The organism is Streptomyces cinereoruber, from assembly GCF_009299385.1.
GTDB lineage: Bacteria > Actinomycetota > Actinomycetes > Streptomycetales > Streptomycetaceae > Streptomyces > Streptomyces bikiniensis.
Map to the genome: position 1 here is coordinate 1,372,256 of NZ_CP023693.1, position 23,852 is coordinate 1,396,107.

Below are 23,852 nucleotides of genomic sequence, written 5' to 3' on the forward strand. Positions count from 1 at the left end.
GGACGTCCTCGTTGTTGCCGGCGACGCTGCTCGACACAGAAGGAACGGGCTCAATCGGCCTCGGTATCCGTCTTCACGAGTCGACGGACCTGGACCACGTAGAGGATCCCTGCCCACCAATACAGAGTTGTACCCCATCCGGCGAAGGCCCACCCGAAAACTTCAGCGAGTGACGAAAGCCAGCCCGTTCCGTCACTGAGAAGCAGCAACGGGAACGCGTACATGAGGTTGAAAGTCGCAGCTTTTCCGAGGAAGTTGACCTGCGGCGGCGGGTAGCCGTGCCGGCGGAGGATTCCCACCATGACCAGGAGCATGGCCTCGCGCGCCAGGAGGGCGACGGTCAGCCAGAGCGGCAGGATCTCCCGCCAGGTGAGGCCCACGAGGGTGGACAGGATGTACAGGCGGTCGGCGGCGGGATCGAGCAGCCGGCCGAGGCTGCTGATCTGGTTCCAGCGTCGGGCGAGTTTCCCGTCGAGGTAGTCGCTGACGCCACTGAGCGCCAGGACGAGAAGCGCCCATCCGTCGCTCTTGGGGCCGCCGAACTCGGGGCGGAGAATCAGCCACAGAAACAGCGGCACGCCGACGAGGCGCGCCATGCTGAGAATGTTGGGGATGGTGAGGACCCGGTCGGTCTGAACGCGAGTCTCCTGGACCTCCACCCGGGGGCCTCCTGCTGGGGATGATGCCGACGTTGCCCCCTGACCCTACCTTCAGCTCACCGGACCACCGCGCACGGGGTCACGTCGGCGCCCCTGAACGCAGGAAAGCCCCGCACCAGAGGTGCGGGGCTTTCCCACAATGATTGTTCGGCGGTGTCCTACTCTCCCACAGGGTCCCCCCTGCAGTACCATCGGCGCTGAAAGGCTTAGCTTCCGGGTTCGGAATGTAACCGGGCGTTTCCCTAACGCTATGACCACCGAAACTCTATGAAGTTCACGAACCGCCGCACCCCGCAGGGGGCGTGTTCGTTGCTTCAGAACTAACACAGTGGACGCGAGCAACTGAGGACAAGCCCTCGGCCTATTAGTACCGGTCAGCTCCACCCCTTACAGGGCTTCCACATCCGGCCTATCAACCCAGTCGTCTACTGGGAGCCTTACCCTCTCAAGGAGGTGGGAATACTCATCTCGAAGCAGGCTTCCCGCTTAGATGCTTTCAGCGGTTATCCCTCCCGAACGTAGCCAACCAGCCATGCCCTTGGCAGGACAACTGGCACACCAGAGGTTCGTCCGTCCCGGTCCTCTCGTACTAGGGACAGCCCTTCTCAATATTCCTACGCGCACAGCGGATAGGGACCGAACTGTCTCACGACGTTCTAAACCCAGCTCGCGTACCGCTTTAATGGGCGAACAGCCCAACCCTTGGGACCGACTCCAGCCCCAGGATGCGACGAGCCGACATCGAGGTGCCAAACCATCCCGTCGATATGGACTCTTGGGGAAGATCAGCCTGTTATCCCCGGGGTACCTTTTATCCGTTGAGCGACGGCGCTTCCACAAGCCACCGCCGGATCACTAGTCCCGACTTTCGTCCCTGCTCGACCCGTCGGTCTCACAGTCAAGCTCCCTTGTGCACTTACACTCAACACCTGATTGCCAACCAGGCTGAGGGAACCTTTGGGCGCCTCCGTTACCCTTTGGGAGGCAACCGCCCCAGTTAAACTACCCATCAGACACTGTCCCTGATCCGGATCACGGACCGAGGTTAGACATCCAGCACGACCAGAGTGGTATTTCAACGACGACTCCACCATGACTGGCGTCACGGTTTCACAGTCTCCCACCTATCCTACACAAGCCGAACCGAACACCAATATCAAACTGTAGTAAAGGTCCCGGGGTCTTTCCGTCCTGCTGCGCGAAACGAGCATCTTTACTCGTAGTGCAATTTCACCGGGCCTATGGTTGAGACAGTCGAGAAGTCGTTACGCCATTCGTGCAGGTCGGAACTTACCCGACAAGGAATTTCGCTACCTTAGGATGGTTATAGTTACCACCGCCGTTTACTGGCGCTTAAGTTCTCAGCTTCGCAACCCCGAAAGGTCACTAACCGGTCCCCTTAACGTTCCAGCACCGGGCAGGCGTCAGTCCGTATACATCGCCTTACGGCTTCGCACGGACCTGTGTTTTTAGTAAACAGTCGCTTCTCGCTGGTCTCTGCGGCCACCCCCAGCTCAGGAAGCAAGTTCCTTCACCAGTGATGGCCCCCCTTCTCCCGAAGTTACGGGGGCATTTTGCCGAGTTCCTTAACCATAGTTCACCCGAACGCCTCGGTATTCTCTACCTGACCACCTGAGTCGGTTTAGGGTACGGGCCGCCATGAAACTCGCTAGAGGCTTTTCTCGACAGCATAGGATCATCCACTTCACCACAATCGGCTCGGCATCAGGTCTCAGACTATGTGTCACGCGGATTTGCCTACGTGACGTCCTACACCCTTACCCCGGGACAACCACCGCCCGGGCTGGACTACCTTCCTGCGTCACCCCATCGCTTACCTACTACAAGTCTGGTTCGTCGGCTCCACCACTCCCCTTTGCCCGAAGGCTCCGGGGCGGCTTCACGGACTTAGCATCGCCTGATTCGATATTGGGCGTTTCAAAGCGGGTACCGGAATATCAACCGGTTGTCCATCGACTACGCCTGTCGGCCTCGCCTTAGGTCCCGACTTACCCTGGGCAGATCAGCTTGACCCAGGAACCCTTAGTCAATCGGCGCACACGTTTCTCACGTGTGTATCGCTACTCATGCCTGCATTCTCACTCGTGAACCGTCCACAACTCGCTTCCGCGGCTGCTTCACCCGGCACACGACGCTCCCCTACCCATCACAGCGGGCGTTGGCCCTCATGCTGCAATGACACGACTTCGGCGGTACGCTTGAGCCCCGCTACATTGTCGGCGCGGAATCACTTGACCAGTGAGCTATTACGCACTCTTTCAAGGGTGGCTGCTTCTAAGCCAACCTCCTGGTTGTCTCTGCGACTCCACATCCTTTCCCACTTAGCGTACGCTTAGGGGCCTTAGTCGATGCTCTGGGCTGTTTCCCTCTCGACCATGGAGCTTATCCCCCACAGTCTCACTGCCGTGCTCTCACTTACCGGCATTCGGAGTTTGGCTAAGGTCAGTAACCCGGTAGGGCCCATCGCCTATCCAGTGCTCTACCTCCGGCAAGAAACACACGACGCTGCACCTAAATGCATTTCGGGGAGAACCAGCTATCACGGAGTTTGATTGGCCTTTCACCCCTAACCACAGGTCATCCCCCAGGTTTTCAACCCTGGTGGGTTCGGTCCTCCACGAAGTCTTACCTCCGCTTCAACCTGCCCATGGCTAGATCACTCCGCTTCGGGTCTTGAGCGTGCTACTAAAATCGCCCTGTTCGGACTCGCTTTCGCTACGGCTTCCCCACACGGGTTAACCTCGCAACACACCGCAAACTCGCAGGCTCATTCTTCAAAAGGCACGCAGTCACGAGACGCACCCGAAGGCACGTCCGACGCTCCCACGGCTTGTAGGCACACGGTTTCAGGTACTATTTCACTCCGCTCCCGCGGTACTTTTCACCATTCCCTCACGGTACTATCCGCTATCGGTCACCAGGGAATATTTAGGCTTAGCGGGTGGTCCCGCCAGATTCACACGGGATTTCTCGGGCCCCGTGCTACTTGGGTGTCTCTCAAACGAGCCGCATGAATTTCAGCTACGGGGGTCTTACCCTCTACGCCGGACCTTTCGCATGTCCTTCGCCTATCCATACGGTTTCTGACTCGCCTCACAGCCGGCAGACTGTGAAAGAGAGATCCCACAACCCCGCATGCGCAACCCCTGCCGGGTCTCACACGCATACGGTTTGGCCTCATCCGGTTTCGCTCGCCACTACTCCCGGAATCACGGTTGTTTTCTCTTCCTGAGGGTACTGAGATGTTTCACTTCCCCTCGTTCCCTCCACATGCCCTATGTGTTCAGGCATGGGTGACAGCCCATGACGACTGCCGGGTTTCCCCATTCGGAAACCCCCGGATCAAAGCCTGGTTGACGGCTCCCCGGGGACTATCGTGGCCTCCCACGTCCTTCATCGGTTCCTGGTGCCAAGGCATCCACCGTGCGCCCTTAAAAACTTGGCCACAGATGCTCGCGTCCACTGTGTAGTTCTCAAACAACGACCAGCCACCCACCACACGACACTGCTGTGTCGCTTTACTGGGGCCGGCATCCACGAAGGCAGACCATGACGGCCGTACCCTCAGACACCCAACAACGTGCCAGGCACGATCCGTTGAGACGGATTCACGTTCCACGCCGAAGCAGTACTGGTGAAGGTCTCTCGTGATCGTGCCAACTAATCAACGTTCCACCCATGAGCTGACCGTGCAGAACGTTCGTCTGCATCCGGTGCTGTGCTCCTTAGAAAGGAGGTGATCCAGCCGCACCTTCCGGTACGGCTACCTTGTTACGACTTCGTCCCAATCGCCAGTCCCACCTTCGACAGCTCCCTCCCACAAGGGGTTGGGCCACCGGCTTCGGGTGTTACCGACTTTCGTGACGTGACGGGCGGTGTGTACAAGGCCCGGGAACGTATTCACCGCAGCAATGCTGATCTGCGATTACTAGCAACTCCGACTTCATGGGGTCGAGTTGCAGACCCCAATCCGAACTGAGACCGGCTTTTTGAGATTCGCTCCGCCTCGCGGCATCGCAGCTCTTTGTACCGGCCATTGTAGCACGTGTGCAGCCCAAGACATAAGGGGCATGATGACTTGACGTCGTCCCCACCTTCCTCCGAGTTGACCCCGGCGGTCTCCTGTGAGTCCCCATCACCCCGAAGGGCATGCTGGCAACACAGGACAAGGGTTGCGCTCGTTGCGGGACTTAACCCAACATCTCACGACACGAGCTGACGACAGCCATGCACCACCTGTATACCGACCACAAGGGGGGCACCATCTCTGATGCTTTCCGGTATATGTCAAGCCTTGGTAAGGTTCTTCGCGTTGCGTCGAATTAAGCCACATGCTCCGCTGCTTGTGCGGGCCCCCGTCAATTCCTTTGAGTTTTAGCCTTGCGGCCGTACTCCCCAGGCGGGGAACTTAATGCGTTAGCTGCGGCACCGACGACGTGGAATGTCGCCAACACCTAGTTCCCAACGTTTACGGCGTGGACTACCAGGGTATCTAATCCTGTTCGCTCCCCACGCTTTCGCTCCTCAGCGTCAGTAATGGCCCAGAGATCCGCCTTCGCCACCGGTGTTCCTCCTGATATCTGCGCATTTCACCGCTACACCAGGAATTCCGATCTCCCCTACCACACTCTAGCCTGCCCGTATCGGATGCAGACCCGGGGTTAAGCCCCGGGCTTTCACACCCGACGTGACAAGCCGCCTACGAGCTCTTTACGCCCAATAATTCCGGACAACGCTTGCGCCCTACGTATTACCGCGGCTGCTGGCACGTAGTTAGCCGGCGCTTCTTCTGCAGGTACCGTCACTTGCGCTTCTTCCCTGCTGAAAGAGGTTTACAACCCGAAGGCCGTCATCCCTCACGCGGCGTCGCTGCATCAGGCTTGCGCCCATTGTGCAATATTCCCCACTGCTGCCTCCCGTAGGAGTCTGGGCCGTGTCTCAGTCCCAGTGTGGCCGGTCGCCCTCTCAGGCCGGCTACCCGTCGTCGCCTTGGTAGGCCATTACCCCACCAACAAGCTGATAGGCCGCGGGCTCATCCTTCACCGCCGGAGCTTTCCACCCGCCGAGATGCCTCGGCAGGTCGTATCCGGTATTAGACCCCGTTTCCAGGGCTTGTCCCAGAGTGAAGGGCAGATTGCCCACGTGTTACTCACCCGTTCGCCACTAATCCACCCCGAAGGGCTTCATCGTTCGACTTGCATGTGTTAAGCACGCCGCCAGCGTTCGTCCTGAGCCAGGATCAAACTCTCCGTGAATGTTTACCCGTAATCGGGTGAGACACTCGCGTTGAGCGGGACAGCCAGACCGGAATAAGGCCGGCTGTCCACAGCGTCCTCGCTGTGTGTGCCACCCCAGAGGGGTGGACTTTTTCAAAGGAACCTCGACCATCCGAAGATGGACGGGGTATCAACTAATCTGGCGTTGATTTTTGGCACGCTGTTGAGTTCTCAAGGAACGGACGCTTCCTTCGTACTCACCCTCTCGGGCTTTCCTCCGGGCTTTTCCCTTCGGTCTTGCGTTTCCGACTCTATCAGATCTTTCCGACCCGATTTCCTCGGTGCTTTCCGGTCCCATTCGCTTTCGCTCCGGGCCCTTCCGGCGAGGTGAAACACTACCAGGCTTTCTCGGTCCCCCTGACCACGTCCCACTGCGAGTACGCAGAGGTGTAGACCACTGGGGTTAGGATCTGGCTTGATAGGCGCTGCCGACCCGCGACTCAAGGCCGCGTTGGGGTCAGGCAGGAGTACGACAGTACATCCCACCGCCAGTAGAGGCAAACCGTCGCCGGTGGTCCCTAGCCCCGTCCAAGTGGTACGTCTCGGGCGGAACCGGGACTTCCCATGACATACGCTTCTGAACAGTTCGCCGTCCAGGACAGGTAGTGACGGCGCCACACAATCTCCGCCCCTGGGAGGCTTCCCATGACAGTCGTGACCTCGCCGCTCGCCGGCCGTGCCATCGGTCTCGCCGCAGTCCCCGATCCGGTCTTCTCCGGTGCGATGGTCGGTCCCGGTACCGCCATCGATCCCGTACGTGAGCCCTCCGAGGCCGTCTCCCCCGTCGACGGGGTCATCGTCTCCATGCACCCGCACGCCTTCGTCGTCGTCGACGCCGAGGGGCACGGTGTGCTGACGCACCTCGGCATCGACACCGTCCAGCTCAACGGCGAGGGCTTCGAGCTGCTCGTCAGCAAGGGCGACACCGTGACGCGCGGACAGGCCGTCGTGCGCTGGGACCCGGCCGCGGTCGAGGCCGCCGGCAAGTCCCCCATCTGTCCCGTCGTGGCTCTGGAGGCCACCGCGGACTCGCTCTCCGACGTCGCCGAGGACGGCCACGTGGCCACCGGCGACAGCCTCTTCGGCTGGAGCTGAGCCGGTCCGTCCGCCGTGACGACCGCGAGTTCGACATTCAACGCGACGGCAGGGGCCGTCGCTCAATCGGAGACGGGTGAGATGGAGACAACGCTGCGAGGCGTCGGCGTCAGCCACGGAGTGGCGATCGGCGAGGTCCGGCACATGGGCACTGCGGTTCTGGAGCCGCCGGCCAAGTCGATTCCGGCCGAGGAGGCGGAGCGCGAACAGGGGCGCGCCCGTCAGGCCGTGGAGGCCGTGGCCGCGGATCTGATCGCCCGGGGCAACCTGGCCGGTGGAGAGGCCCAGGCGGTGCTCGAGGCCCAGGCGATGATCGCCCAGGACCCGGAGCTCATCGCCGACGTGGATCGCCGGATCGCGGTCGGCAGCACGGCAGAGCGCGGCATCTACGACGCCTTCTCGCACTACCGCGAGCTGCTCGCCGGGGCCGGCGAGTACATGGCGGGCCGGGTCGCCGACCTGGACGACGTGCGGAACCGGATCGTCGCGCGGCTGCTCGGCGTGCCGATGCCGGGTGTGCCGGACAGCGACGAGCCGTACGTGCTGATCGCGCGGGACCTGGCGCCGGCCGACACGGCGCTGCTCGACCCGACGCTCGTGCTCGGGTTCGTGACCGAGGAGGGCGGGCCGACCAGCCACAGCGCGATCCTCGCACGGGCCCTGGGCGTGCCGGCCATCGTGGCGCTGCCGGGCGCGGGCGAGCTGGCCGAGGGCACGCTCATCGCGGTCGACGGTTCCACCGGTGAGCTGTTCGTGGACCCGAGCGAGGAGAAGAAGGCGGAGCTGACGAAGGCCGCCGCCGAGCGCAGGGCCGCGCTGGCGACGTCCACCGGGCCGGGGGCGACCTCGGACGGGCACAAGGTGCCGCTGCTGGCCAACGTCGGTGGCCCGGCGGACGTGCCGGCGGCGGTGGAGGCCGGTGCGGAGGGCGTCGGTCTGTTCCGCACGGAGTTCCTCTTCCTGGACGACAGCAAGAAGGCGCCGTCCGAGGAGAAGCAGGTCGAGGCCTACCGCCAGGTCCTGGAGGCGTTCCCCGAGGGGCGTGTGGTCGTGCGGGTGCTCGACGCGGGCGCCGACAAGCCGCTGGACTTCCTGACCCCGGCGGACGAGCCGAACCCGGCGCTGGGTGTGCGGGGGCTGCGGTCGCTGCTCGACCACCCGGAGGTGCTGCGGACGCAGCTCTCCGCCCTCGCGAAGGCGTCCGAGGGACTGCCGGTGTACCTCGAGGTCATGGCGCCGATGGTGGCGGACCGTACGGACGCGAAGGCGTTCGCCGACGCCTGCCGTGAGGCGGGGCTGCGGGCGAAGTTCGGTGCGATGGTCGAGATTCCGTCGGCCGCGCTGCGGGCGCGCTCGATCCTGCAGGAGGTCGAGTTCCTGTCGCTGGGCACCAATGACCTGGCGCAGTACACCTTCGCGGCCGACCGTCAGGTCGGTGCGGTGTCCCGGCTCCAGGACCCGTGGCAGCCGGCGCTGCTCGACCTGGTGGCGCTGTCCGCCGAGGCGGCCAAGGCCGAGGGCAAGAGCTGTGGTGTCTGTGGCGAGGCCGCTTCGGATCCGCTGCTCGCGTGTGTGCTGACGGGTCTGGGCGTCACCTCCCTCTCCATGGGTGCGGCGTCGATTCCGTACGTGCGGGCGACGCTGGCGAAGTACACGCTGGCGCAGTGCGAGCGTGCGGCGGCCGCGGCGCGTGCTGCGGACACCGCGCACGAGGCGCGGCTGGCCGCGCAAGCGGTGCTGTCCGGGGAGTGATCCCCTGAGGTGAGCGACGACGAAGGGGCTTTCCGTCACGGAGGTGGCGGGGGCCCCTTCGTCGTGCGCGGGGCCGGTGGTCAGTGGTGGGTGGTCCAGTCGTCGTCGGGGCCGGGGGCGAGGGGGAAGCCTGCGCGGTACTCGACGCCGGGTTCCGGGGAGAGGGGTTCTCCCGTGCGGGCGTCGGTGCAGTAGGCCGAGAAGACCTCGGCCTCGGTGAGCGGGGTCAGGGTGCCGTCGGTGAGGCGCCAGCCGTGGAGGCGGTCGGGGGTGTCGGGGGCGGTGGTGCGCAGGACGAGGCCGCCGGGGGCGGCGAGGGCGATGCCGGCGGCGAGGACGGCGGTGAACTCGGCGGCGGGTTCGGTGCCGGCGGTGTCCTCGGGTGGTGCGGTGCCGTCGGCGTGGAGGACGGCGAGGAGCTGGTCGTCGGCGGCGGGGACGCTGCAGACGAGGTGGTGGATGCCGGGTCCGGCGGTTTCGAGGAGGCGTACGAGCAGGTGGGCGGCCCGCTCGTAGGCGGCTTTGCCGATGTCCTTGCCGCAGGTCGCGCAGTCGCCGGTGGTGGCGAGGACGGTGGTGGCGTACTCCCAGGTGGCCTGGCGGACGGCGGTGTCGACGAGCTCGGGCAGGAGCGTCGTGAGGGGCTGGCCGGTATAGGTGACGCGGGCTCCGGTGGCGGCGAGGTGGGCGGTGAAGCGGCTGCGGCTCGCGGACAGGTCGGGGTCGGTGTCGGTCTCGGCGCACCAGGCCGCGTACTCCTCGGGGTCGAAGAGGGTGACGGTGGTGTGGCCGCCCTGGCGGGCGAGGGCCCTGAGGAGGGCTTCGACCTCGCGCAGGTAGGTGGTGTGGTCGGTGAAGGGGAACGTGCGGTAGCGGCGCATGGCCGCGAAGTCCTGTTCGTCGGCGAGGAGTCCGACGGTGCTGGGGATCTCGCGGCGCAACGCGCGGCGCAGGTTCGTCGGGGTGGTTCCGGTCCGTGTCATGTCTCCCCCTGGTGACGGTCCGATCAGTGCTCACTCACCGTAATCTTCGCCACTGACAGTGACGCTCCGGGGAGGGTCGGCCTCCCCGGAGCGTTCCGGGACACCGTGGGGAGCGGTGCCTCAGCGGGTGCGGTAGGCGTTCGTCAGGGTTTGGGTGAGGGTGTTGCCCTTCGTGTCGGTGAGTTCGGCGCGGAGGGAGACGGAGCGTCCGGCGGTGGGGTTGCGGAAGGTGGCGTGGCCGTCGGGGACGGGGACGCGGGTCCAGGTGGTGCCGTTGTCGGTCGACACCGACACGGTCAGGGAGCGGACGCCGGAGCCGGCCGCCGCTCCCTGGACGGTCACCGGAACGCGTGCCTGGGTGCCCGCCGGGGCGGTGCCGTCGAGGCCGAGGGCCGGGGCGAAGCGGACGGTGCTGAGGGGAAGCGCGGTCGGACGGGTGGTCGCGGCCGAGGGGAAGGCCCAGGCGGCGGTGACCCGGCCGCGCGGCGCCGTGCCGTCGCCGCGGGTCGCGGTGGCGGTCAGCCGGTACGAGGCCGCTCCCGGGGTGGTGGTGAACGTGCCCCGGCCGGGCTCGCCCCTGCGGGTGCCGATCAGGACCCCGTCGCGGTGGAGCGTGGTGGTGGCGGCGTGGAAGCGCGGCGCGCTCGGCGCGTGGCCCTCGCCGTCGGCGAGCAGCGGGACGTCGAGGGAGAGGGCGGCGCCGTCGCGGACGCCCGCCGGGCGGGCGCCGGGCGCGGTGGCGAGGGCCGGGCCGAAGACGGCGTTGTCGAAGGTGTGGGTGGTGGTGGCGCCCGCGCGCACCGCGATTCCGTTCCGGGCGTACCGGTTGGGCGTCTCCCCGGAGGCGGCGGGGCCCTCGTACTCGACGTCCCACAGGCCCCGTTCGGGGGTGACGAGGACGGTCGCGGTGCCGAGCGGCCGGAGGGGCTGGACGATGCCGACGGTGGGGCCCGCGCTGGGCTGGACGGAGACGAACGCGGTTCCGGTGTCGCCGTCCGGGGCGGCGCGGCGGACCTCGACGGCGGCGAGGGAGGAGGGGGACGGGTGTCGGACGAGGCCGGTCAGGGCGCGTGAGGAGGTGAAGGTGTAGCCGAGGGCGTAGTCGGTGGTCCCGCCGGCCCAGTAGGTGTCGAACCACTCCTTGACCGAGCCCGGTTCGGCGTCGGGGCCGAGGTGGGCGACGCGCAGGCCGGGGCCGGCCATGACGTTCGCGGAGCGGGTCGTGCCGCCGTGGGTGACCTCGACGACTCCGAGGCGGCTGAGGAAGCGGGCGTCCGGGTCCTGCGGGCGGACGTCCACCGGGGCGGTCGTGCGGGCGTCGACGGTGACCGCGGTGTCGCGGTCCAGGTCCAGGCGGGGCTGGACGATCCAGTCGGTTCCCGAACCCTCCTCGCGCCCGACCACGGTGGAGTCGAGCAGGTAGCGGCCCCTGGGGAGGCGGACGGTGACCGTGCCGGAGGCGTCGTGGGGCGTGACCTCCTCGGACGCGCCGGGACCCGAGATGCCGGTGACGTGAGTCCGGTACGCGTCGGTGGCGGTCCCCTGGCGGTCGAGGTGGCGGATCGTCAGGGTGTACGTCTCGGGGGTGCGGGGCGCCGCCACGGCGGTCGGGGGCAGTGCGGAGAGCGTCATGCCGGAGAGGACTCCGGCGAGGGCGAGGGTGCGGAGGGCCCTGCGGCGGGTCGCGTGGCGGGGCGTGCCCGGAGTGGTGCGGGCGGGTGCCGTCGTGCGGCTGAGCGCCGTCGTGCGGTCGGGTGTTGAGGAATCGTTCATGCTCAGCACTGCTCGGGGCGGCGGAGGCGTTCCCGTGACCTGGGACACAGCGGTGGAGGGGTGTGTTCCAGGTCACGGGAACGCGGACGAACCACCGTCCAGTGCCAGTTGTGGAATCACCTATGAGAGATCGTTTCCGTGCCGGGGACCCCTCGGCGCTCGGCGAGGCGTACGACGAGCACGCACGCGTGCTGTACCACTACGCGTTCCGGGTGTGCGGGGACCGGGCGGCCGCGGAGGACGTCGTCTCCGCCGCCTTCCTGGAGGCCTGGCGCTGTCGCGGGAAGGTGCACGCCGACGGCGGGAGTCTGCGTCCGTGGCTGCTCGGCATCGCGACCAACATCATGCGGGGCGCCGCCCGCGAGGCCCGGCGGCGGGACGCGGCCCTCGCCCGGCTCCCCGAGCGCGGTGTCCTGCCGGACTTCGCCGACGACGTCCTCGCCCGGATGACGGACGGGGAGCAGATACGGGCCGCCCGCGTCGCGCTGGGCAGGCTCCGGCGGCGCGAGCGCGAGGTCTTCACGCTCGTGGTGTGGGCCGGTCTGGACTACGCGGCGGCCGGCGAGGCCCTCGGCGTCCCGGTCGGGACCGTCCGCTCCCGGCTGTCCCGCGCGCGTGAACGGCTGCGGAAGCTCGCGGACGCCGAGCTGAGGGCGGCGCGGCGGCGCGAGCGGTCCGCCGTCGTCGCCGTCCGGGCGGGCGGTCCCGCCCGTGCGGCCGGTGTGCGCGAATCCGTACCCGTGTCCGGGCGTCGGCCCGTACCGCCGTCCGTGCCGGCAACAGGTTCCCTTTCATCCCGATCTAATCCGGAGAAGCAGGCATGAACACTTTCACCCCCCGCCCGCCGCACGGCGCAGACGCGCTGCTGCGGGCCGAGCTCGCCGAGCTGCTGCCCCCGCCGCCGGTGCCCGAGCTGACGCCGGAGCGGAACCGCGACCTGCGGCACGCCGTCCTGCGGTCCGCGCTCGCCGCCGACGGCGGTGCGAGGCCGTCGCCCGCACGCCGGACGCGTCCCGGCTTCCGGCTCGGCTGGATCGCCGCTCCCGCGGTCGCCTGCGCGCTCGTCGCCGGTGTCGTCGTGCTCGCGCCCGGGGAGGCGCCGGGCGGGTCGCCGGGCCGGGGATCGGTCGGGCAGCCGGCCCCGTCCGACGCCGTACGGCTCCTGTCCCACGCGGCGCTCGCCGCGGCGGCCGCTCCCGCGCCCGAGGTGCGGCCCGGGGAGTACGTCTACGTGAAGAGCCTCGTCGCGTACGCCGGACGCGACGCGGGCGGTGGCCCCGCCGTGCTGCCGCCCGCACGCGCGCGCGAGGTGTGGCTCTCCCCCGACGGCAGCCGCCCCGGTCTGCTGCGCGAGACGGGGGCCGCCGACACGCCGCTCGGGTCCCGGGCGCCCGTGTACGAACTGGACCGCCCCGGGGCCGTACCCCGGAAGACCTCCCTCGGGGCGGAGGCGCCGTCCGTCACGAACCCGACGCACGCGTACGTGGCGGCGCTTCCCACCGATCCGGAGGCGCTGCTGCGGCTGGTGCGCGAGCAGACCCGGGGCTCTGGTGGTTCCGGGGGCGACGCCGATCAGCGGGCGTTCACCGCGATCGGGGCGCTGGTCGCCGAGACCTGGGCTCCCCCGGAGGTCACCGCCGCGCTGTACCGGGCCGCGGCCCTGATCCCGGGCGTGACCGTGCTGCCGTCCGCTACGGACGCGGCCGGTCGCGAGGGCGTCGCCGTGGCCCGTACCGCCCACGGGGAGCAGACGCAGTGGGTCTTCGACCGTACGACGTCGGCGTTCCTCGGGGAGCGGACCGTCCTCGCCGAGACCACGCCGGCCGGGCGGGCGGGCTCCGTCCTCGGGGTGTCGGCGGTACTCGTGAAGGGGGCCGCCGCCGCGCCCGGTGAGCTGCCGAAGGCGTAGGGGAAAACGCCCGGGGCCCCGATCCTGGTGGATCGGGGCCCCGAGGTGTTGGCGTGTCTAGGCGCGGCGGTTGACGGCCAGGGTCTCGTAGAAGTGGAGGAGGCCGAGGTCGTCGACCGAGCCGGCGTTGACGGCCTTGGCGAGCGGGGTGCCCTGGAGGAGGCGCTTGACCGGGACCTCGATGCGCTTGCCGGTGAGGGTGTGCGGGACGCCCGGGACCTCGATGATCTCGTCGGGGACGTGGCGCGGGGAGAGTTCGGAGCGGATGGTCCGCTTGATGCGGGTGATCAGCTCCTCGTCCAGGACGGCGCCCTCCACGAGGTGGACGAAGAGCGGCATCCAGTAGCCGCCGTCCGGCTCCTCCAGACCGATGACGAGGGATTCGCGGATCTCCGGGAGGCGTTCGACGGCCTCGTAGATATCGGCGCTCCCCATGCGGACGCCCTGCCGGTTGAGGGTGGAGTCGGAGCGTCCGTGGATGACGACCGAGCCGTGGTCGGTGATCGTGATCCAGTCGCCGTGGCGCCACACGCCCGGGAACATCTCGAAGTAGCTGTCGCGGTAGCGGCTGCCGTCGGGGTCGTTCCAGAAGTGGATCGGCATGGACGGCATGGGGTTGGTGACGACGAGTTCGCCGACCTCGTCGATGACGGGCTTCCCCGAGGGGTCCCAGGCCTGGAGGTCGGTGCCGAGGCCGGCGGCCTGGAGTTCGCCGACGTGGACGGGGAGGGTGGGGACGGCGCCGGCGAAGCAGGAGCAGACGTCCGTGCCGCCGCTGACGGAGGCGATCCAGAGGTTGTCGCGGACCTCGTCGTGGAGCCAGCGGAAGCCGTCCGGGGGCAGCGGGGAGCCGGTGGTGGCGACGCACTTCACGGCCGAGAGGTCGAAGTCGCGGCCGGGGTGCACGTCCGCCTTGGCGCAGGCCATCACGTAGGCGGCGGAGGTGCCGTACAGGGTGGCGCCGGTGCGTTCGGCGACCCGCCACTGGGCGGCGGTGTCGGGATAGCCCGGGCTGCCGTCGTACAGGACGATCGTCGTACCGGTGAGCAGGCCGGAGACGAGGAAGTTCCACATCATCCAGCCGGTGGAGGTGTACCAGAAGAACACGTCCTCGGGGCCGAGGTCGCAGTGCAGGCCCAGCTGCTTGACGTGCTCGACGAGGATGCCGCCCTGGGACTGGACGATCGCCTTCGGCAGGCCGGTGGTGCCGGAGGAGTACAGGACCCACAGCGGGTGGGAGAAGGGGACCTGCTCGTAGACCGGCTCGGTGTCGGCGGCGACCAGGTCGTCCCAGACGAGGGTGCCCTCGGGGGCCGGGGTGCCGAGGAGCGGGATGTGGACGACGGCGCGGAGGGTCGGGAGCTCGGCGCGCAGCTCGGCCACGGTGTCGCGGCGGTCGTGCTCCTTGCCGCCGTAGCGGTAGCCGTCCACGGTGAAGAGGACGACCGGCTCGACCTGCTGGAAGCGGTCGAGGACGCTGCGGGCGCCGAAGTCCGGGGCGCAGGAGGTCCACACGCCGCCGACGGCGGCGGTGGCGAGCAGGGCCACGACGGACTGCGGGACGTTGGGCAGGTAGCCGCTGACGCGGTCGCCGGGGCGTACGCCGAGGGCGCGCAGCTCGGCGGCGAGGGAGCCGACCTGGCGGCGGAGCTCGGCCCAGGTCACCGGGGTGGGCTCATGTGTCTCGTCCACATGGAGCAGGGCCGCGTCGTGGGGGCGCTCGTCGGCGGCGCGCAGGGCGTGCTCGGCGTAGTTGAGGGTGGCGCCGGGGAACCAGTCGGCGCCGGGCATCGAGCGGTCGCCGAGGACGCGCTCGTACGGGGTGGAGAAGCGGAGGTCGAACCACTCGGCGACCGCCCGCCAGAACGCTTCGAGCTCCTCGACCGACCAGCGGTGGAGCGCCGGGTACCCGCCCTCGGCCGGGGCGCCGTGGTGCTCGGCCGCCCAGGACTGGAAACGGGTGACGGCGGCCGTGGCGATGCGTTCCTCGTCCGGCTGCCAGAGCGGCTCGGTCTGCGCTGATGTCATGGGGCGGCTCCCTGGCTGTACGCGGGGTCTGCGTGTGTCCCGCGCACGTGCTGGGGTGTGCGCGCGACGCGGCTGACAGGACGATGCCATGTGATCGTCTTTCGCACCAGGGCCGCCCGCCCATGGTCCGGTAGTTGAATATGTGCTCCCACCACGGGTGAACGGCAGTTGAACGCGGCTCGTATCGCCTTTTTCGGGTGGCAGGGTGAGCCGCATGGACGGTCGTGAACTGCTGCGTTCGATGAAGGTGTTCGGTTCTGTGGAGGGCTTGCGGTCGGCGTGGCGGCAGCGCCGTACGGGCGCGTGGGGGACGCCTCCGAGGGGGCCGGAGCGGGCCCGGGTGCCGGGGCTCGCGGAGGCGGCGGAGCCGGCGCCGGGCGGGGGGACGATCCGGTTCGCGCGGTCCTCGCTGCGGCTGTGCGTGTCGGCGGGCGGCACGGTGTTCTGGGGGTGGGACGGGGCCGGGCCGCTGCCCTCGTACGCGCTGGCCGGCGAGGCGCCCGAGCCGGACCCCCGGGCGGCCCTGGAGCCGGACACGGACGGCGGGTGGCGGGTCGTGTCGGAGCGGGTGACGGTGGCGGTCACCCGGCACGGGGCGGTGGAGATCAGGACGCCGGGCGGGCTGCTGCTCCGGCGGGACCTGCCGCCGCGGTGGTGGGAGCCGGTGGGGGTGGCCGGGGTCGGGGATTCGTCCGGGGCTGCGGATTCGTTCGGGGTCGCGCGCTGGGTGCAGCGGAGCGAGGTGCCGGCCGACGCGCGGTTCTTCGGGCTCGGCGGGCGGTCGGGGGGACTGCGGCTGCGGGACGGCTCGTACGGGCTGCGGCGCACGGCCTCGCGGAGGGGTTCCGGGGGCGGGGAGGGGCGGGGGGCCGGGCTCGGGTTCGGGTCGGGGTCGAGGTCCGGGTCCCGGTCCGGCCCCGGGGACGTGCCGCCGCACCTCGCCATGCCCGTGCAGTTCGTCGTCTCGGACGCCGGTACGCACCTGGTGTTCCACGACAACTCCTGGGACGGCCGGGTCACCCTCTCCGAGGGCGAGGAGGGGGCCGGGTCCGGGCACGACCGGCCGGGGACCGGCGAGGTCCGGATGGAGGGCGGTCCGCTGCGCTGCTGGGTGGTGGTCGGCACCCCCGCGCGCGTGCTCCACGGCTGGGCGGCGCTCACGGGCGCGCCCGCGCTCCCGCCGTCCTGGGCGCTGGGCCCGCAGCACGCGCGCGCGGGCTCCGGTGGCGTGGCGGAGGTGCGGAGGGCGGTGGACGCGTACCGGGAGCACGGGCTTCCGCTGTCCGTCGTACACCTGGACGACGGGCACCCGGGCGCAGGACACCCGGACGCCGGGCATTCGGACGATCTGTCCGGACTCGCGGAGGAGCTGCGGAAGGAGGGCGTGCGGCTGGTGGCCGTCGCGGACCCGGTGGTACGGGCGGAGCCCGGGGGCCGGCCGCACGACGCCGACCGCCGGGAGGCGCGCGGCGTACGCGGTCTGGCGGCGGCCCGCGCCGGGTACGAGGGGCTGCGCCGGCTGCGGCCCGACGAGCGGCCCTTCCTCCTGTCGCGCTCCGGCTGGGCGGGCGTACAGCGGTACGGGGGCACCTGGACGGACGGGCTGCCGGCGGGGTGGCCGGGGCTGCGGGCCTCGCTCTCGCTCGTCCTGGGGCTCGGTCTGTGCGGGGTGCCGTACTCGGGCCCGGACGTGGAGGGCTCCGGAGCCGACGGCGGTTCGTCGCCGGAGCTGTTCCTGCGCCGGTACCAGCTGGCGGCGTGGCTCCCGCTGTTCCGCACGCGCGCGGGGACCGGTCCCGAGCCGCACGAGCCGTGGGAGTACGGGCCCGAAATCGCGGAGTACGCGCGCGTGGCTCTGGCCGAGCGGGAGCGGCTGCGGCCGTACTTCACGACCCTGGCGCGGCTCGCCCGGATGACGGGCGCCCCGTACGTACGGCCCGTGTGGTGGGGGACGCCGGAGGACCGGGCGCTGCGGGACTGCGAGGACGCGTTCCTGCTCGGCGACTCGCTGCTCGTGGCCCCGGTCCTGACGCACGGCACCGACCGGCGGGCGGTGCGGCTGCCGCGCGGACGCTGGTACGACACGGCGACGGGACGGGCGTACGAGGGGCCCGGGCAGGTGCTGCTCGACGCGCCGCTGTCGCGGGTGCCGGTCCTGGCCCGGGCGGGCACGGTGCTCCCGGTGCGGGGCGAGGAGGGCGGCACGGTCCTGGAGGTGTGGGCGCCCGCCGCCGGGCGGACGGGCGGGGGGCTCGTCGTACGGGACACGGGGGACGGCTGGGAGCCGGCCGAGATCGAGCGGTACCAGTCTCGCCTGGTGGACGGACGGGTGGTGGTCGAGCGGGTGACGGACGACGGGGCGGCGGAGGCGGGGCTGCCGGTGCGGGTGCGGGGACTTTGAGGGGCCTGTCGGCTCCTCCGCCCTCCCCGGCCGAACTTCCCCTCTCAGCCGTACTCCCCCGCGAACCACTTCCGTACCGCCTCCGTGTGGAGCGGGAAGGCCAGTTCCTCCGGGGCCCGGAGGAGGTGGTGGCCGGTGGTCTCGTCCGTCGGGGCCGAGGCGGGCAGGGCGGAGGCCGGGCGGGGCGGGAGGAGGCCGAAGAGGAGGAGGTGGCCGCCCGGGGAGCTCATCGCGTCGGCGAGGCGGACCTCCTCGGCGGCGGCCTCGATGCCGGTCTCCTCGCGCAGTTCGCGGGCGACGGCGGCGCGCCAGTCCTCGCCGTGGTCGATGAAGCCGCCGGGGAGCGCGGTCCTGCCCCGCTGCGGCTCGATGGCGCGGGTGATGACGACGAGTCCCGTCGTGCCGTCCGTGTCCGTGACGGGCAGGAGGGCTACGGCGACGGGCAACGGGTTGCGGTAGGCGGTGCGGCCGCAGCCCGGGCAGGTGCGGGGCCAGCCCGCGTCGGCGGAGTGGGCCGCGCCGCAGGAGGAGCAGTGGGAGTCCTGCACGGTCGGGCCCTTGACGGTCGGGGGCTCCGCGGCCGGGCCCTTGACGGTGGGAGGCTGCACGGGCGAGCCCTTCGCGGTCGAAGGCCGCGCGGTCGGTTCGGTCACGCCACGACCGTATGCGATCACCCTTTCCCGGCGCTGCCGGAACTGGTAGACGGGGGCGCATGACAGGACTCGCCCCTCTTCTCCGTACCCTCTCCGTCGCGGCCGCCGGGCTGCTCGCCCTCGCCGGTTCCGTCGCCGCCCCCGCTCCCCCGGCCTCGGCCGCGCCGGAGCCCAGGGCGCCTCGGGAGTTCGTGGCCCTCGACTCCGTGGACCGGACGATCCTCCAGGAGATGCGCTACACGACGCCGCACAACTTCACGGGCGTGCCGGTGGACGGTTACCGGCAGCCGCTGTGCGTCCTGACCCGGCCGGCGGCGGAGGCACTGCACCGGGCGCAGGTGCGGCTGCTCGCCCGGGGTTACACGCTGAAGGTGTACGACTGCTACCGGCCGCAGCGGGCCGTCGACCACTTCGTGCGGTGGGCGGAGGACCTGGAGGACGAGCGGATGAAGAAGGAGTTCTATCCGCTCGTCGACAAATCGAGGCTGTTCGCGGACGGTTACATCGCGGAGAGGTCCGGGCACAGCCGGGGCTCGACCGTGGACCTGACGATCGTGCGGCTGCCGGCGCAGCCCACGCGCGCGTACCGGCCGGGCGAGAGGCTGGTGGAGTGCTACGCGCCGCAGGAGGAACGGTTCCCCGACAACTCCGTGGACATGGGGACGGGGTACGACTGCTTCGACACGCGCTCGCACACCGACGATCCCCGGATCACGGACGCGCAGCGGGCCAACCGGCAGCTGCTCAAGGGGGTGCTCGCCGAGCAGGGGTTCGTGAACCTGCCCGAGGAGTGGTGGCACTTCACGTTCAGGCCGGAGCCGTTCCCGGAGACGTACTTCGACTTCCCGGTGGCGCGGAGGTCGGTGGCGGGGCACTGAGCCTTCCGGTGGAGGGTCCCCTGACGGGCCCTCCACCGGGGATCAGGAGGTGACGGCCGCGTGGGTGCGGTCGGCGAGGACGAGGGCGTGCTCGACGACCGCCACGAGGACGTTCTTCACGGACTCGCGGTCCCGGGCGTCGCACATGACCAGCTCGACCTCGGGGTCCAGGTCGAGGGCCCCGCGCACGCTCTCGGCGGGGAACCGCTGGGCGCCCTCGAAGCAGTTGACGGCCACCGTGAACGGGATGCCGCGCCGCTCGAAGTAGTCGATGGCCGCGAAGCTGTCCTCCAGGCGGCGGGTGTCGGCGAGGACGATCGCGCCCAGGGCCCCCTGGGCCAGCTCGTCCCAGAGGAACCAGAAGCGGTCCTGGCCGGGCGTGCCGAACAGGTACAGGACGAGGTCCTCGCGCAGCGTGATCCGGCCGAAGTCCATGGCGACCGTGGTGGTCGTCTTGGACTCGACGCCGTGCAGGTCGTCGACGGGCCGGCCCGCCTCGGTGAGCACCTCCTCGGTCCGCAGCGGCCTGATCTCGCTGACCGCGCCCACCAGGGTCGTCTTGCCGACCCCGAACCCGCCGGCGACGAGGATCTTCAGGGTCACCGGTTCGACGTAGGGCTTGGTGCGGCTAGAGCGCCCGAAGGCCATTGATCACCTCGCGGAGGATGTTCACGTCCGGCAGCTCGGCCGGCGGAACGGGGCGGGTCACGTGGACGAGTTCGTCCTCGACGAGGTCGCCGACGAGGACCCGGACCACCCCGACGGGGAGGTCGAGTCCGGCGGCGAGCTCGGCGATCGACTGGGGCTGCTCGGAGCAGCGTTCGACGATCTCCACGTGTTCCGGGGAGAGCGTCTGGTCCCGGCCGGGGTCTTCGGCGGCGGGTTCGGGGACGACCAGCGCGATCAGGTCGAGCCGGTGGCGGGTGGCGGCGCTCGTCCGGCCGCGGGTCATCGCGTACGGGCGGACCACCGGTCCCGCCTCGTCGTCGAACCAGTGGTGGGGGCGCGGTGCGCCTCCCTCCGCGGGTCGGTTCCGCTCGGCTTCGTCACTCATGCCGTCCCACTCACCCTCCCGAGGGCAGTCCGGTCCGGGGGGCCGTCGCCAGGTGGGCTCCGACCCGCTTCACCATCAGCGTCATCTCGTAGGCGACCTGGCCGACGTCGGAGTCGGCGTCCGCGAGCACCGCCAGGCAGCTGCCGTCGCCGGCGGCCGTGACGAAGAGGAAGGCGTCCTCCAGTTCGACGACCGTCTGGCGCACCTTGCCCGCCTCGAAGTGGCGGCCGACGCCCTTGGCGAGGCTGTGGAAGCCGGAGGCGACGGCGGCCAGGTGCTCGCCGTCCTCCCGGGTGAGGTCCTGGGAGGCACCGGTGGGAAGGCCGTCGCTGGAGAGCACCAGGGCCTTCCGGATGGAGCCGACGCGCTGGACGAGCTCGTCGAGAAGCCAGTTCAGTTCGCCGTTTCCGGAGGTCGTGCTGGGTGCTGCGGCGTTCGGTGCGGTCATCGACCGTCCCCCTCGGGTGTCGTTCCTGGTGCTGTCGGGTCGTCAGGGTCGGTGGTGTCCCGGCGTCCGCGCTGCCAGCCGCGCTGCATGGCGGCCATCCGGGCGCGCACCTCCTCGGCGTCGCGCTCGAAGGAGTCCGGTCCGACGGGCGCGGCGGATTCCTTGTCGGTGCCGGTCTTGCGGTCGGCCTCGCGCAGCTGGGGGGCGAGGCTGGCCTGGCGGACGCGGCGGGGCAGACCGTCGAAGAGGGCCGGGGCCGGGGCCTCCGGCGGGGCGGGGGCGGTCGCGGGCGGTGCGGGGGGCTCCGGGCGCGCGGTGCCTTCCGGCCGTCCGGAGCCCTGCGGTCGGCCGGAGGCCTCCGGTCGTGCGAGGCCTTCCGGCTGTACGGGGCTTCCCGGGCGCGCGGGGGTCTCCGGGCGCGCGGGGCCGCCCGGCTTCGCGGAGCCCTCCGGGCGTACGGGGACGAGGGTGGGGCCCTGGCGCTCCTCGTGGCCGATGCCGCCGGGGCCGGTGGTCTGGCGGCCCGGGGTCGGGTGGGCCCGGCCGGGGGCCGGATGGGTGCGGTCGGGGCCGTCAAGGCGGCGGCCGTGGTCCACGACGAGGGTCGGGGTGTGGCGGCGCGGCAGCGGTACGGGGCGGCGGGCGGGCTCGTCGGCGGACTCGTCGCGGCCGGTGGCGGCACGGTCCGGGGCCTGGTCGTGCTGCTCGCCCGCCGGGGCGAGGCCGGTGCGGCGCCGGTCCCGGGGCTTGAAGAGGCCGCCGCGCTCGCTCTCGGTGTCGTCGAGGAGGTCCGCGGACCGGTCGAGGAGCGCGTCGAAGTCGTCTTCGAGCGGGGCCTCCAGCTCGACGGGGCCGTCGAGGGGGCCGCCGGTGGTGACGTCGGGGACCCTGGCGAGCGCCGGGCGGCGGGTGGGCAGGGCGGCGGAGTCGCCGTCGGCGCGGTCGGAGACCTTGCGGTCCAGGCGGAAGCCGGCGCCCTCGGTCTCGGGCGCGTCGGTGAGCAGCGCGGCCGGAATGAAGACGACCGCGGTGGTCCCTCCGTACGGGGAGGTCTGGAGGGAGACGCGGACGTTCTGGCGCTGGGCGAGCCGGCTGACCACGAAGAGGCCGAGGCGGTCGGTGTCCGAGAGCTCGAACTCGGGGGTCTCGGCGAGCCGGAGGTTGGCGTCGAGCAGGGCGTCGGGGTTCATGCCGAGGCCGCGGTCGTGGATCTCCAGGGTGAAGCCGTTGGCGACCCGCTCGCCGAGCACCTGGACGGCGGTGTGCGGCGGGGAGAACACCGTGGCGTTCTCCAGGAGTTCGGCGATGAGGTGGGTGAGGTCGGCGACGGCGGGGCCGCCCACGCCGAGGCGGGGCAGTCGGCGCACCTCGATCCGCTCGTAGTCCTCGACCTCGGCGACGGCGGCGCGGACGACGTCCATGAGCTGGACGGGCTTGCGCCACTGGCGGGAGGGGGCGGCGCCGGACAGGATGACGAGGCCCTCGGCGTGCCGGCGCATGCGGGTGGTGAGGTGGTCGAGCCGGAAGAGGTCGGCCAGTTCGTCGGTGTCCTCCGTGCGCCGCTCCATGGTGTCGAGGAGGGTGAGCTGGCGGTGGAGCAGGACCTGGTTGCGGCGGGCCAGGTTGACGAAGACCTCGGAGACGCCGCGGCGCAGCTCCGCCTGTTTGACGGCGGCCTCGACGGCGGCGCGCTGGAGGGTGTTGAGGGCCTGGCCGACCTGGCCGACCTCGTCCTCGCCGTAGCGCAGGTGGGGCACTTCGGTGGTGACGTCGACCTGTTCGCCGGCGGCGAGCCTGCGCATGACGCTGGGCAGGCGGACGCCGGAGACCTCCTGGGCCTCCTTCTGGAGGCGGCGCAGGTCGTGGACGAGCGCGCGGCCGATGCGGACGGAGATGACGATCGAGGCGAGCAGGGCGAGGAAGCCGAGGACGCCGGCGACGCCGACCTTGAGGAGGACGCTGTACGCGGCGGGCTGGACGCGTTCCTGGTAGCGGTCGCCCGCGGCGGTGTTCTCGCGGGCGAGGGCGTCGAGGACGGGGCCGGCGTGGTCCTGCCAGTGGGCGGCGGTGACGGCGCGCGGGCTGTTGGTGGGGCCCTGTTCGACGAGGGCGTTCTCGGCGGTGCGCAGCGGCAGGGTCTCGGGGCCGCGCCAGAACTTCTCGAAACGGTCGCGTTCGGCGGTCGGCAGGAGTTCGAGGTTGACCTCGTAGAACTGCTTGCGGTTGGCGATCAGGTCGGATATCGCGCGGATCTCCTGGGCGGTGACGCGGTCCGCGACGAGCGCGGAGAGCACGAGGGCGTCCTCGCGGGAGAGCAGTTCACGGGCGCGGGTCACGCCGACGAGGGCGCGGCCCTGCTTGTCCATCTCCACGTTCTCGAGGGCGTGGAGGGTGATGAGGAAGCTGTAGCAGGGGTCGACCAGGCGGTTGTAGAACTCGAGGGCCTGCATGCGGCCGATGCCGCGGTTCTCCACGGAGCGGCGGATCGATTCGAGGCCGTCGAGCGCTTCGAGGAGGCTGTCGATCCGCTGGGCGGTGACGGGCCGCATCTCCTCGCGGACGCCGGGCTCGGCGGCGTTGGCGCGGATGCGGGCGATCTGCCGGTCGGTGGCCCGGCGGGTCTCCTGGAGCTGGCCGAGGGCGTCGGAGCCGCGGGGATCGGCGAGGTAGATGAGGGACTGGCGGCGTTCGAGCTGGATGACCCGGGCGGTGTCCTCCAGGGGGTAGCCGACCTTGTCCACGATGTAGCCGACGTCGAGGAGCTGGTCGGCCTCGCGGCCGGTGAGGACCGTGGCGAAGCCCCACAGGCCGGTGAGCGAGACGAGCGGTACGAGCAGCAACGCCACGATCTTCCTGCGGATGGACTTCCCGCGAAAGCGCATGGCCTCCCCCAGCTCGGCCCCCGTTCGTCGCGAGGGTCCT

Annotated in this window: 15 protein-coding genes and 3 rRNA genes; 6 read left to right on the forward strand and 12 right to left on the reverse strand. The window is 70.1% G+C overall.

Going from position 1 to position 23,852, the window contains the following annotated elements; all coding sequences use genetic code 11:
• Positions 1-50: 50 nt before the first annotated feature.
• From clsA to CP977_RS05950, 4 genes are all read right to left on the reverse strand, one after another.
• Complete coding sequence (gene clsA / locus CP977_RS05935) at positions 51-659, reverse strand: cardiolipin synthase ClsA (RefSeq protein ID WP_030221889.1); 609 nt, start codon at positions 657-659, stop codon at positions 51-53.
• Between the two features lie 145 nt (positions 660-804).
• Positions 805-921 (reverse strand): 5S ribosomal RNA (gene rrf, locus CP977_RS05940).
• An 82-nt stretch (positions 922-1,003) separates the two neighbouring features.
• Positions 1,004-4,125: ribosomal RNA gene (locus tag CP977_RS05945) — 23S ribosomal RNA — on the reverse strand.
• A 284-nt stretch (positions 4,126-4,409) separates the two neighbouring features.
• Positions 4,410-5,935, reverse strand: a 16S ribosomal RNA gene (locus tag CP977_RS05950).
• Together the 16S, 23S and 5S rRNA genes form the textbook arrangement of a ribosomal RNA operon.
• A 666-nt stretch (positions 5,936-6,601) precedes the next feature.
• On the opposite strand from CP977_RS05950, the gene CP977_RS05960 reads away from it, so the two are divergent.
• Positions 6,602-7,051: a PTS sugar transporter subunit IIA gene (locus tag CP977_RS05960; RefSeq protein ID WP_062758273.1), complete on the forward strand. Its 450-nt coding sequence runs from the start codon at positions 6,602-6,604 to the stop codon at positions 7,049-7,051.
• A gap of 81 nt (positions 7,052-7,132) precedes the next feature.
• Positions 7,133-8,803: a phosphoenolpyruvate--protein phosphotransferase gene (ptsP, locus tag CP977_RS05965; protein WP_062758275.1), complete on the forward strand. Its 1,671-nt coding sequence runs from the start codon at positions 7,133-7,135 to the stop codon at positions 8,801-8,803.
• A gap of 80 nt (positions 8,804-8,883) precedes the next feature.
• Here the strand turns inward: ptsP and CP977_RS05970 are convergent, their stop codons facing one another.
• Complete coding sequence (locus CP977_RS05970) at positions 8,884-9,786, reverse strand: hypothetical protein (protein ID WP_152369737.1); 903 nt, start codon at positions 9,784-9,786, stop codon at positions 8,884-8,886.
• 120 nt (positions 9,787-9,906) lie between these two features.
• Positions 9,907-11,559 (reverse strand): serine protease, encoded by a 1,653-nt coding sequence (locus CP977_RS05975; RefSeq protein ID WP_183953313.1) that lies wholly within the window; start codon positions 11,557-11,559, stop codon positions 9,907-9,909.
• Between the two features lie 122 nt (positions 11,560-11,681).
• Here CP977_RS05975 and CP977_RS05980 point away from each other — a divergent pair, with 122 nt between their 5' ends.
• Positions 11,682-12,383 (forward strand): RNA polymerase sigma factor, encoded by a 702-nt coding sequence (locus CP977_RS05980; RefSeq protein WP_229991599.1) that lies wholly within the window; start codon positions 11,682-11,684, stop codon positions 12,381-12,383.
• Positions 12,380-13,468, forward strand: coding sequence for a CU044_5270 family protein (locus CP977_RS05985; protein WP_152369738.1), 1,089 nt, complete (start codon positions 12,380-12,382; stop codon positions 13,466-13,468). The genes CP977_RS05980 and CP977_RS05985 overlap by 4 nt, the downstream gene beginning before the upstream one ends.
• A gap of 57 nt (positions 13,469-13,525) precedes the next feature.
• Here the strand turns inward: CP977_RS05985 and CP977_RS05990 are convergent, their stop codons facing one another.
• On the reverse strand, positions 13,526-15,496 hold the full coding sequence (locus CP977_RS05990; RefSeq protein WP_152369739.1) for an acetoacetate--CoA ligase: 1,971 nt from the start codon (positions 15,494-15,496) through the stop codon (positions 13,526-13,528).
• Between the two features lie 214 nt (positions 15,497-15,710).
• Between CP977_RS05990 and CP977_RS05995 the strand changes: the two genes are divergently transcribed.
• Positions 15,711-17,897 carry a glycoside hydrolase family 31 protein gene (locus tag CP977_RS05995; protein ID WP_152369740.1) on the forward strand — a complete coding sequence of 729 codons (2,187 nt, stop codon included), beginning with the start codon at positions 15,711-15,713 and terminating at the stop codon, positions 17,895-17,897.
• Positions 17,898-17,941: 44 nt separating this feature from the next.
• Here the strand turns inward: CP977_RS05995 and CP977_RS06000 are convergent, their stop codons facing one another.
• The gene (locus tag CP977_RS06000) at positions 17,942-18,445 is read right to left on the reverse strand and encodes an NUDIX domain-containing protein (protein WP_079131471.1); all 504 of its coding nucleotides are present in this window, start codon (positions 18,443-18,445) and stop codon (positions 17,942-17,944) included.
• 164 nt (positions 18,446-18,609) lie between these two features.
• Here CP977_RS06000 and CP977_RS06005 point away from each other — a divergent pair, with 164 nt between their 5' ends.
• Positions 18,610-19,428, forward strand: coding sequence for a M15 family metallopeptidase (locus tag CP977_RS06005; RefSeq protein WP_104860585.1), 819 nt, complete (start codon positions 18,610-18,612; stop codon positions 19,426-19,428).
• Positions 19,429-19,470: 42 nt separating this feature from the next.
• On the opposite strand, the gene CP977_RS06010 is transcribed toward CP977_RS06005, so the two are convergent.
• Genes CP977_RS06010 through CP977_RS06025 form a run of 4 tightly spaced genes read right to left on the reverse strand, consistent with a single transcriptional unit; the run spans position 19,471 to position 23,812 of the window.
• Positions 19,471-20,076: a GTP-binding protein gene (locus CP977_RS06010; RefSeq protein WP_062758286.1), complete on the reverse strand. Its 606-nt coding sequence runs from the start codon at positions 20,074-20,076 to the stop codon at positions 19,471-19,473.
• Positions 20,057-20,482: a DUF742 domain-containing protein gene (locus CP977_RS06015; RefSeq protein ID WP_062758288.1), complete on the reverse strand. Its 426-nt coding sequence runs from the start codon at positions 20,480-20,482 to the stop codon at positions 20,057-20,059. Before CP977_RS06015 ends, CP977_RS06010 begins: the two co-directional genes overlap by 20 nt.
• A 10-nt stretch (positions 20,483-20,492) precedes the next feature.
• On the reverse strand, positions 20,493-20,930 hold the full coding sequence (locus CP977_RS06020) for a roadblock/LC7 domain-containing protein (protein WP_062758290.1): 438 nt from the start codon (positions 20,928-20,930) through the stop codon (positions 20,493-20,495).
• Positions 20,927-23,812, reverse strand: coding sequence for a sensor histidine kinase (locus CP977_RS06025; protein WP_183953311.1), 2,886 nt, complete (start codon positions 23,810-23,812; stop codon positions 20,927-20,929). Before CP977_RS06025 ends, CP977_RS06020 begins: the two co-directional genes overlap by 4 nt.
• Between the last annotated feature and the right edge of the window lie 40 nt (positions 23,813-23,852).

Coding starts and splice junctions, on each gene's coding strand:
- CP977_RS06020 (WP_062758290.1), bottom strand. CDS start 20,930: ATGACCGCACCGAACGCCGCAGCACCCAGCACGACCTCCGGAAACGGC.
- CP977_RS05970 (WP_152369737.1), bottom strand. CDS start 9,786: ATGACACGGACCGGAACCACCCCGACGAACCTGCGCCGCGCGTTGCGC.
- CP977_RS05975 (WP_183953313.1), bottom strand. CDS start 11,559: ATGAACGATTCCTCAACACCCGACCGCACGACGGCGCTCAGCCGCACG.
- CP977_RS05980 (WP_229991599.1), top strand. CDS start 11,682: ATGAGAGATCGTTTCCGTGCCGGGGACCCCTCGGCGCTCGGCGAGGCG.
- CP977_RS05990 (WP_152369739.1), bottom strand. CDS start 15,496: ATGACATCAGCGCAGACCGAGCCGCTCTGGCAGCCGGACGAGGAACGC.
- CP977_RS06005 (WP_104860585.1), top strand. CDS start 18,610: ATGACAGGACTCGCCCCTCTTCTCCGTACCCTCTCCGTCGCGGCCGCC.
- CP977_RS06015 (WP_062758288.1), bottom strand. CDS start 20,482: ATGAGTGACGAAGCCGAGCGGAACCGACCCGCGGAGGGAGGCGCACCG.
- CP977_RS06010 (WP_062758286.1), bottom strand. CDS start 20,076: ATGGCCTTCGGGCGCTCTAGCCGCACCAAGCCCTACGTCGAACCGGTG.
- CP977_RS06025 (WP_183953311.1), bottom strand. CDS start 23,812: ATGCGCTTTCGCGGGAAGTCCATCCGCAGGAAGATCGTGGCGTTGCTG.
- CP977_RS05960 (WP_062758273.1), top strand. CDS start 6,602: ATGACAGTCGTGACCTCGCCGCTCGCCGGCCGTGCCATCGGTCTCGCC.
- ptsP (WP_062758275.1), top strand. CDS start 7,133: ATGGAGACAACGCTGCGAGGCGTCGGCGTCAGCCACGGAGTGGCGATC.
- CP977_RS05985 (WP_152369738.1), top strand. CDS start 12,380: ATGAACACTTTCACCCCCCGCCCGCCGCACGGCGCAGACGCGCTGCTG.
- CP977_RS05995 (WP_152369740.1), top strand. CDS start 15,711: ATGGACGGTCGTGAACTGCTGCGTTCGATGAAGGTGTTCGGTTCTGTG.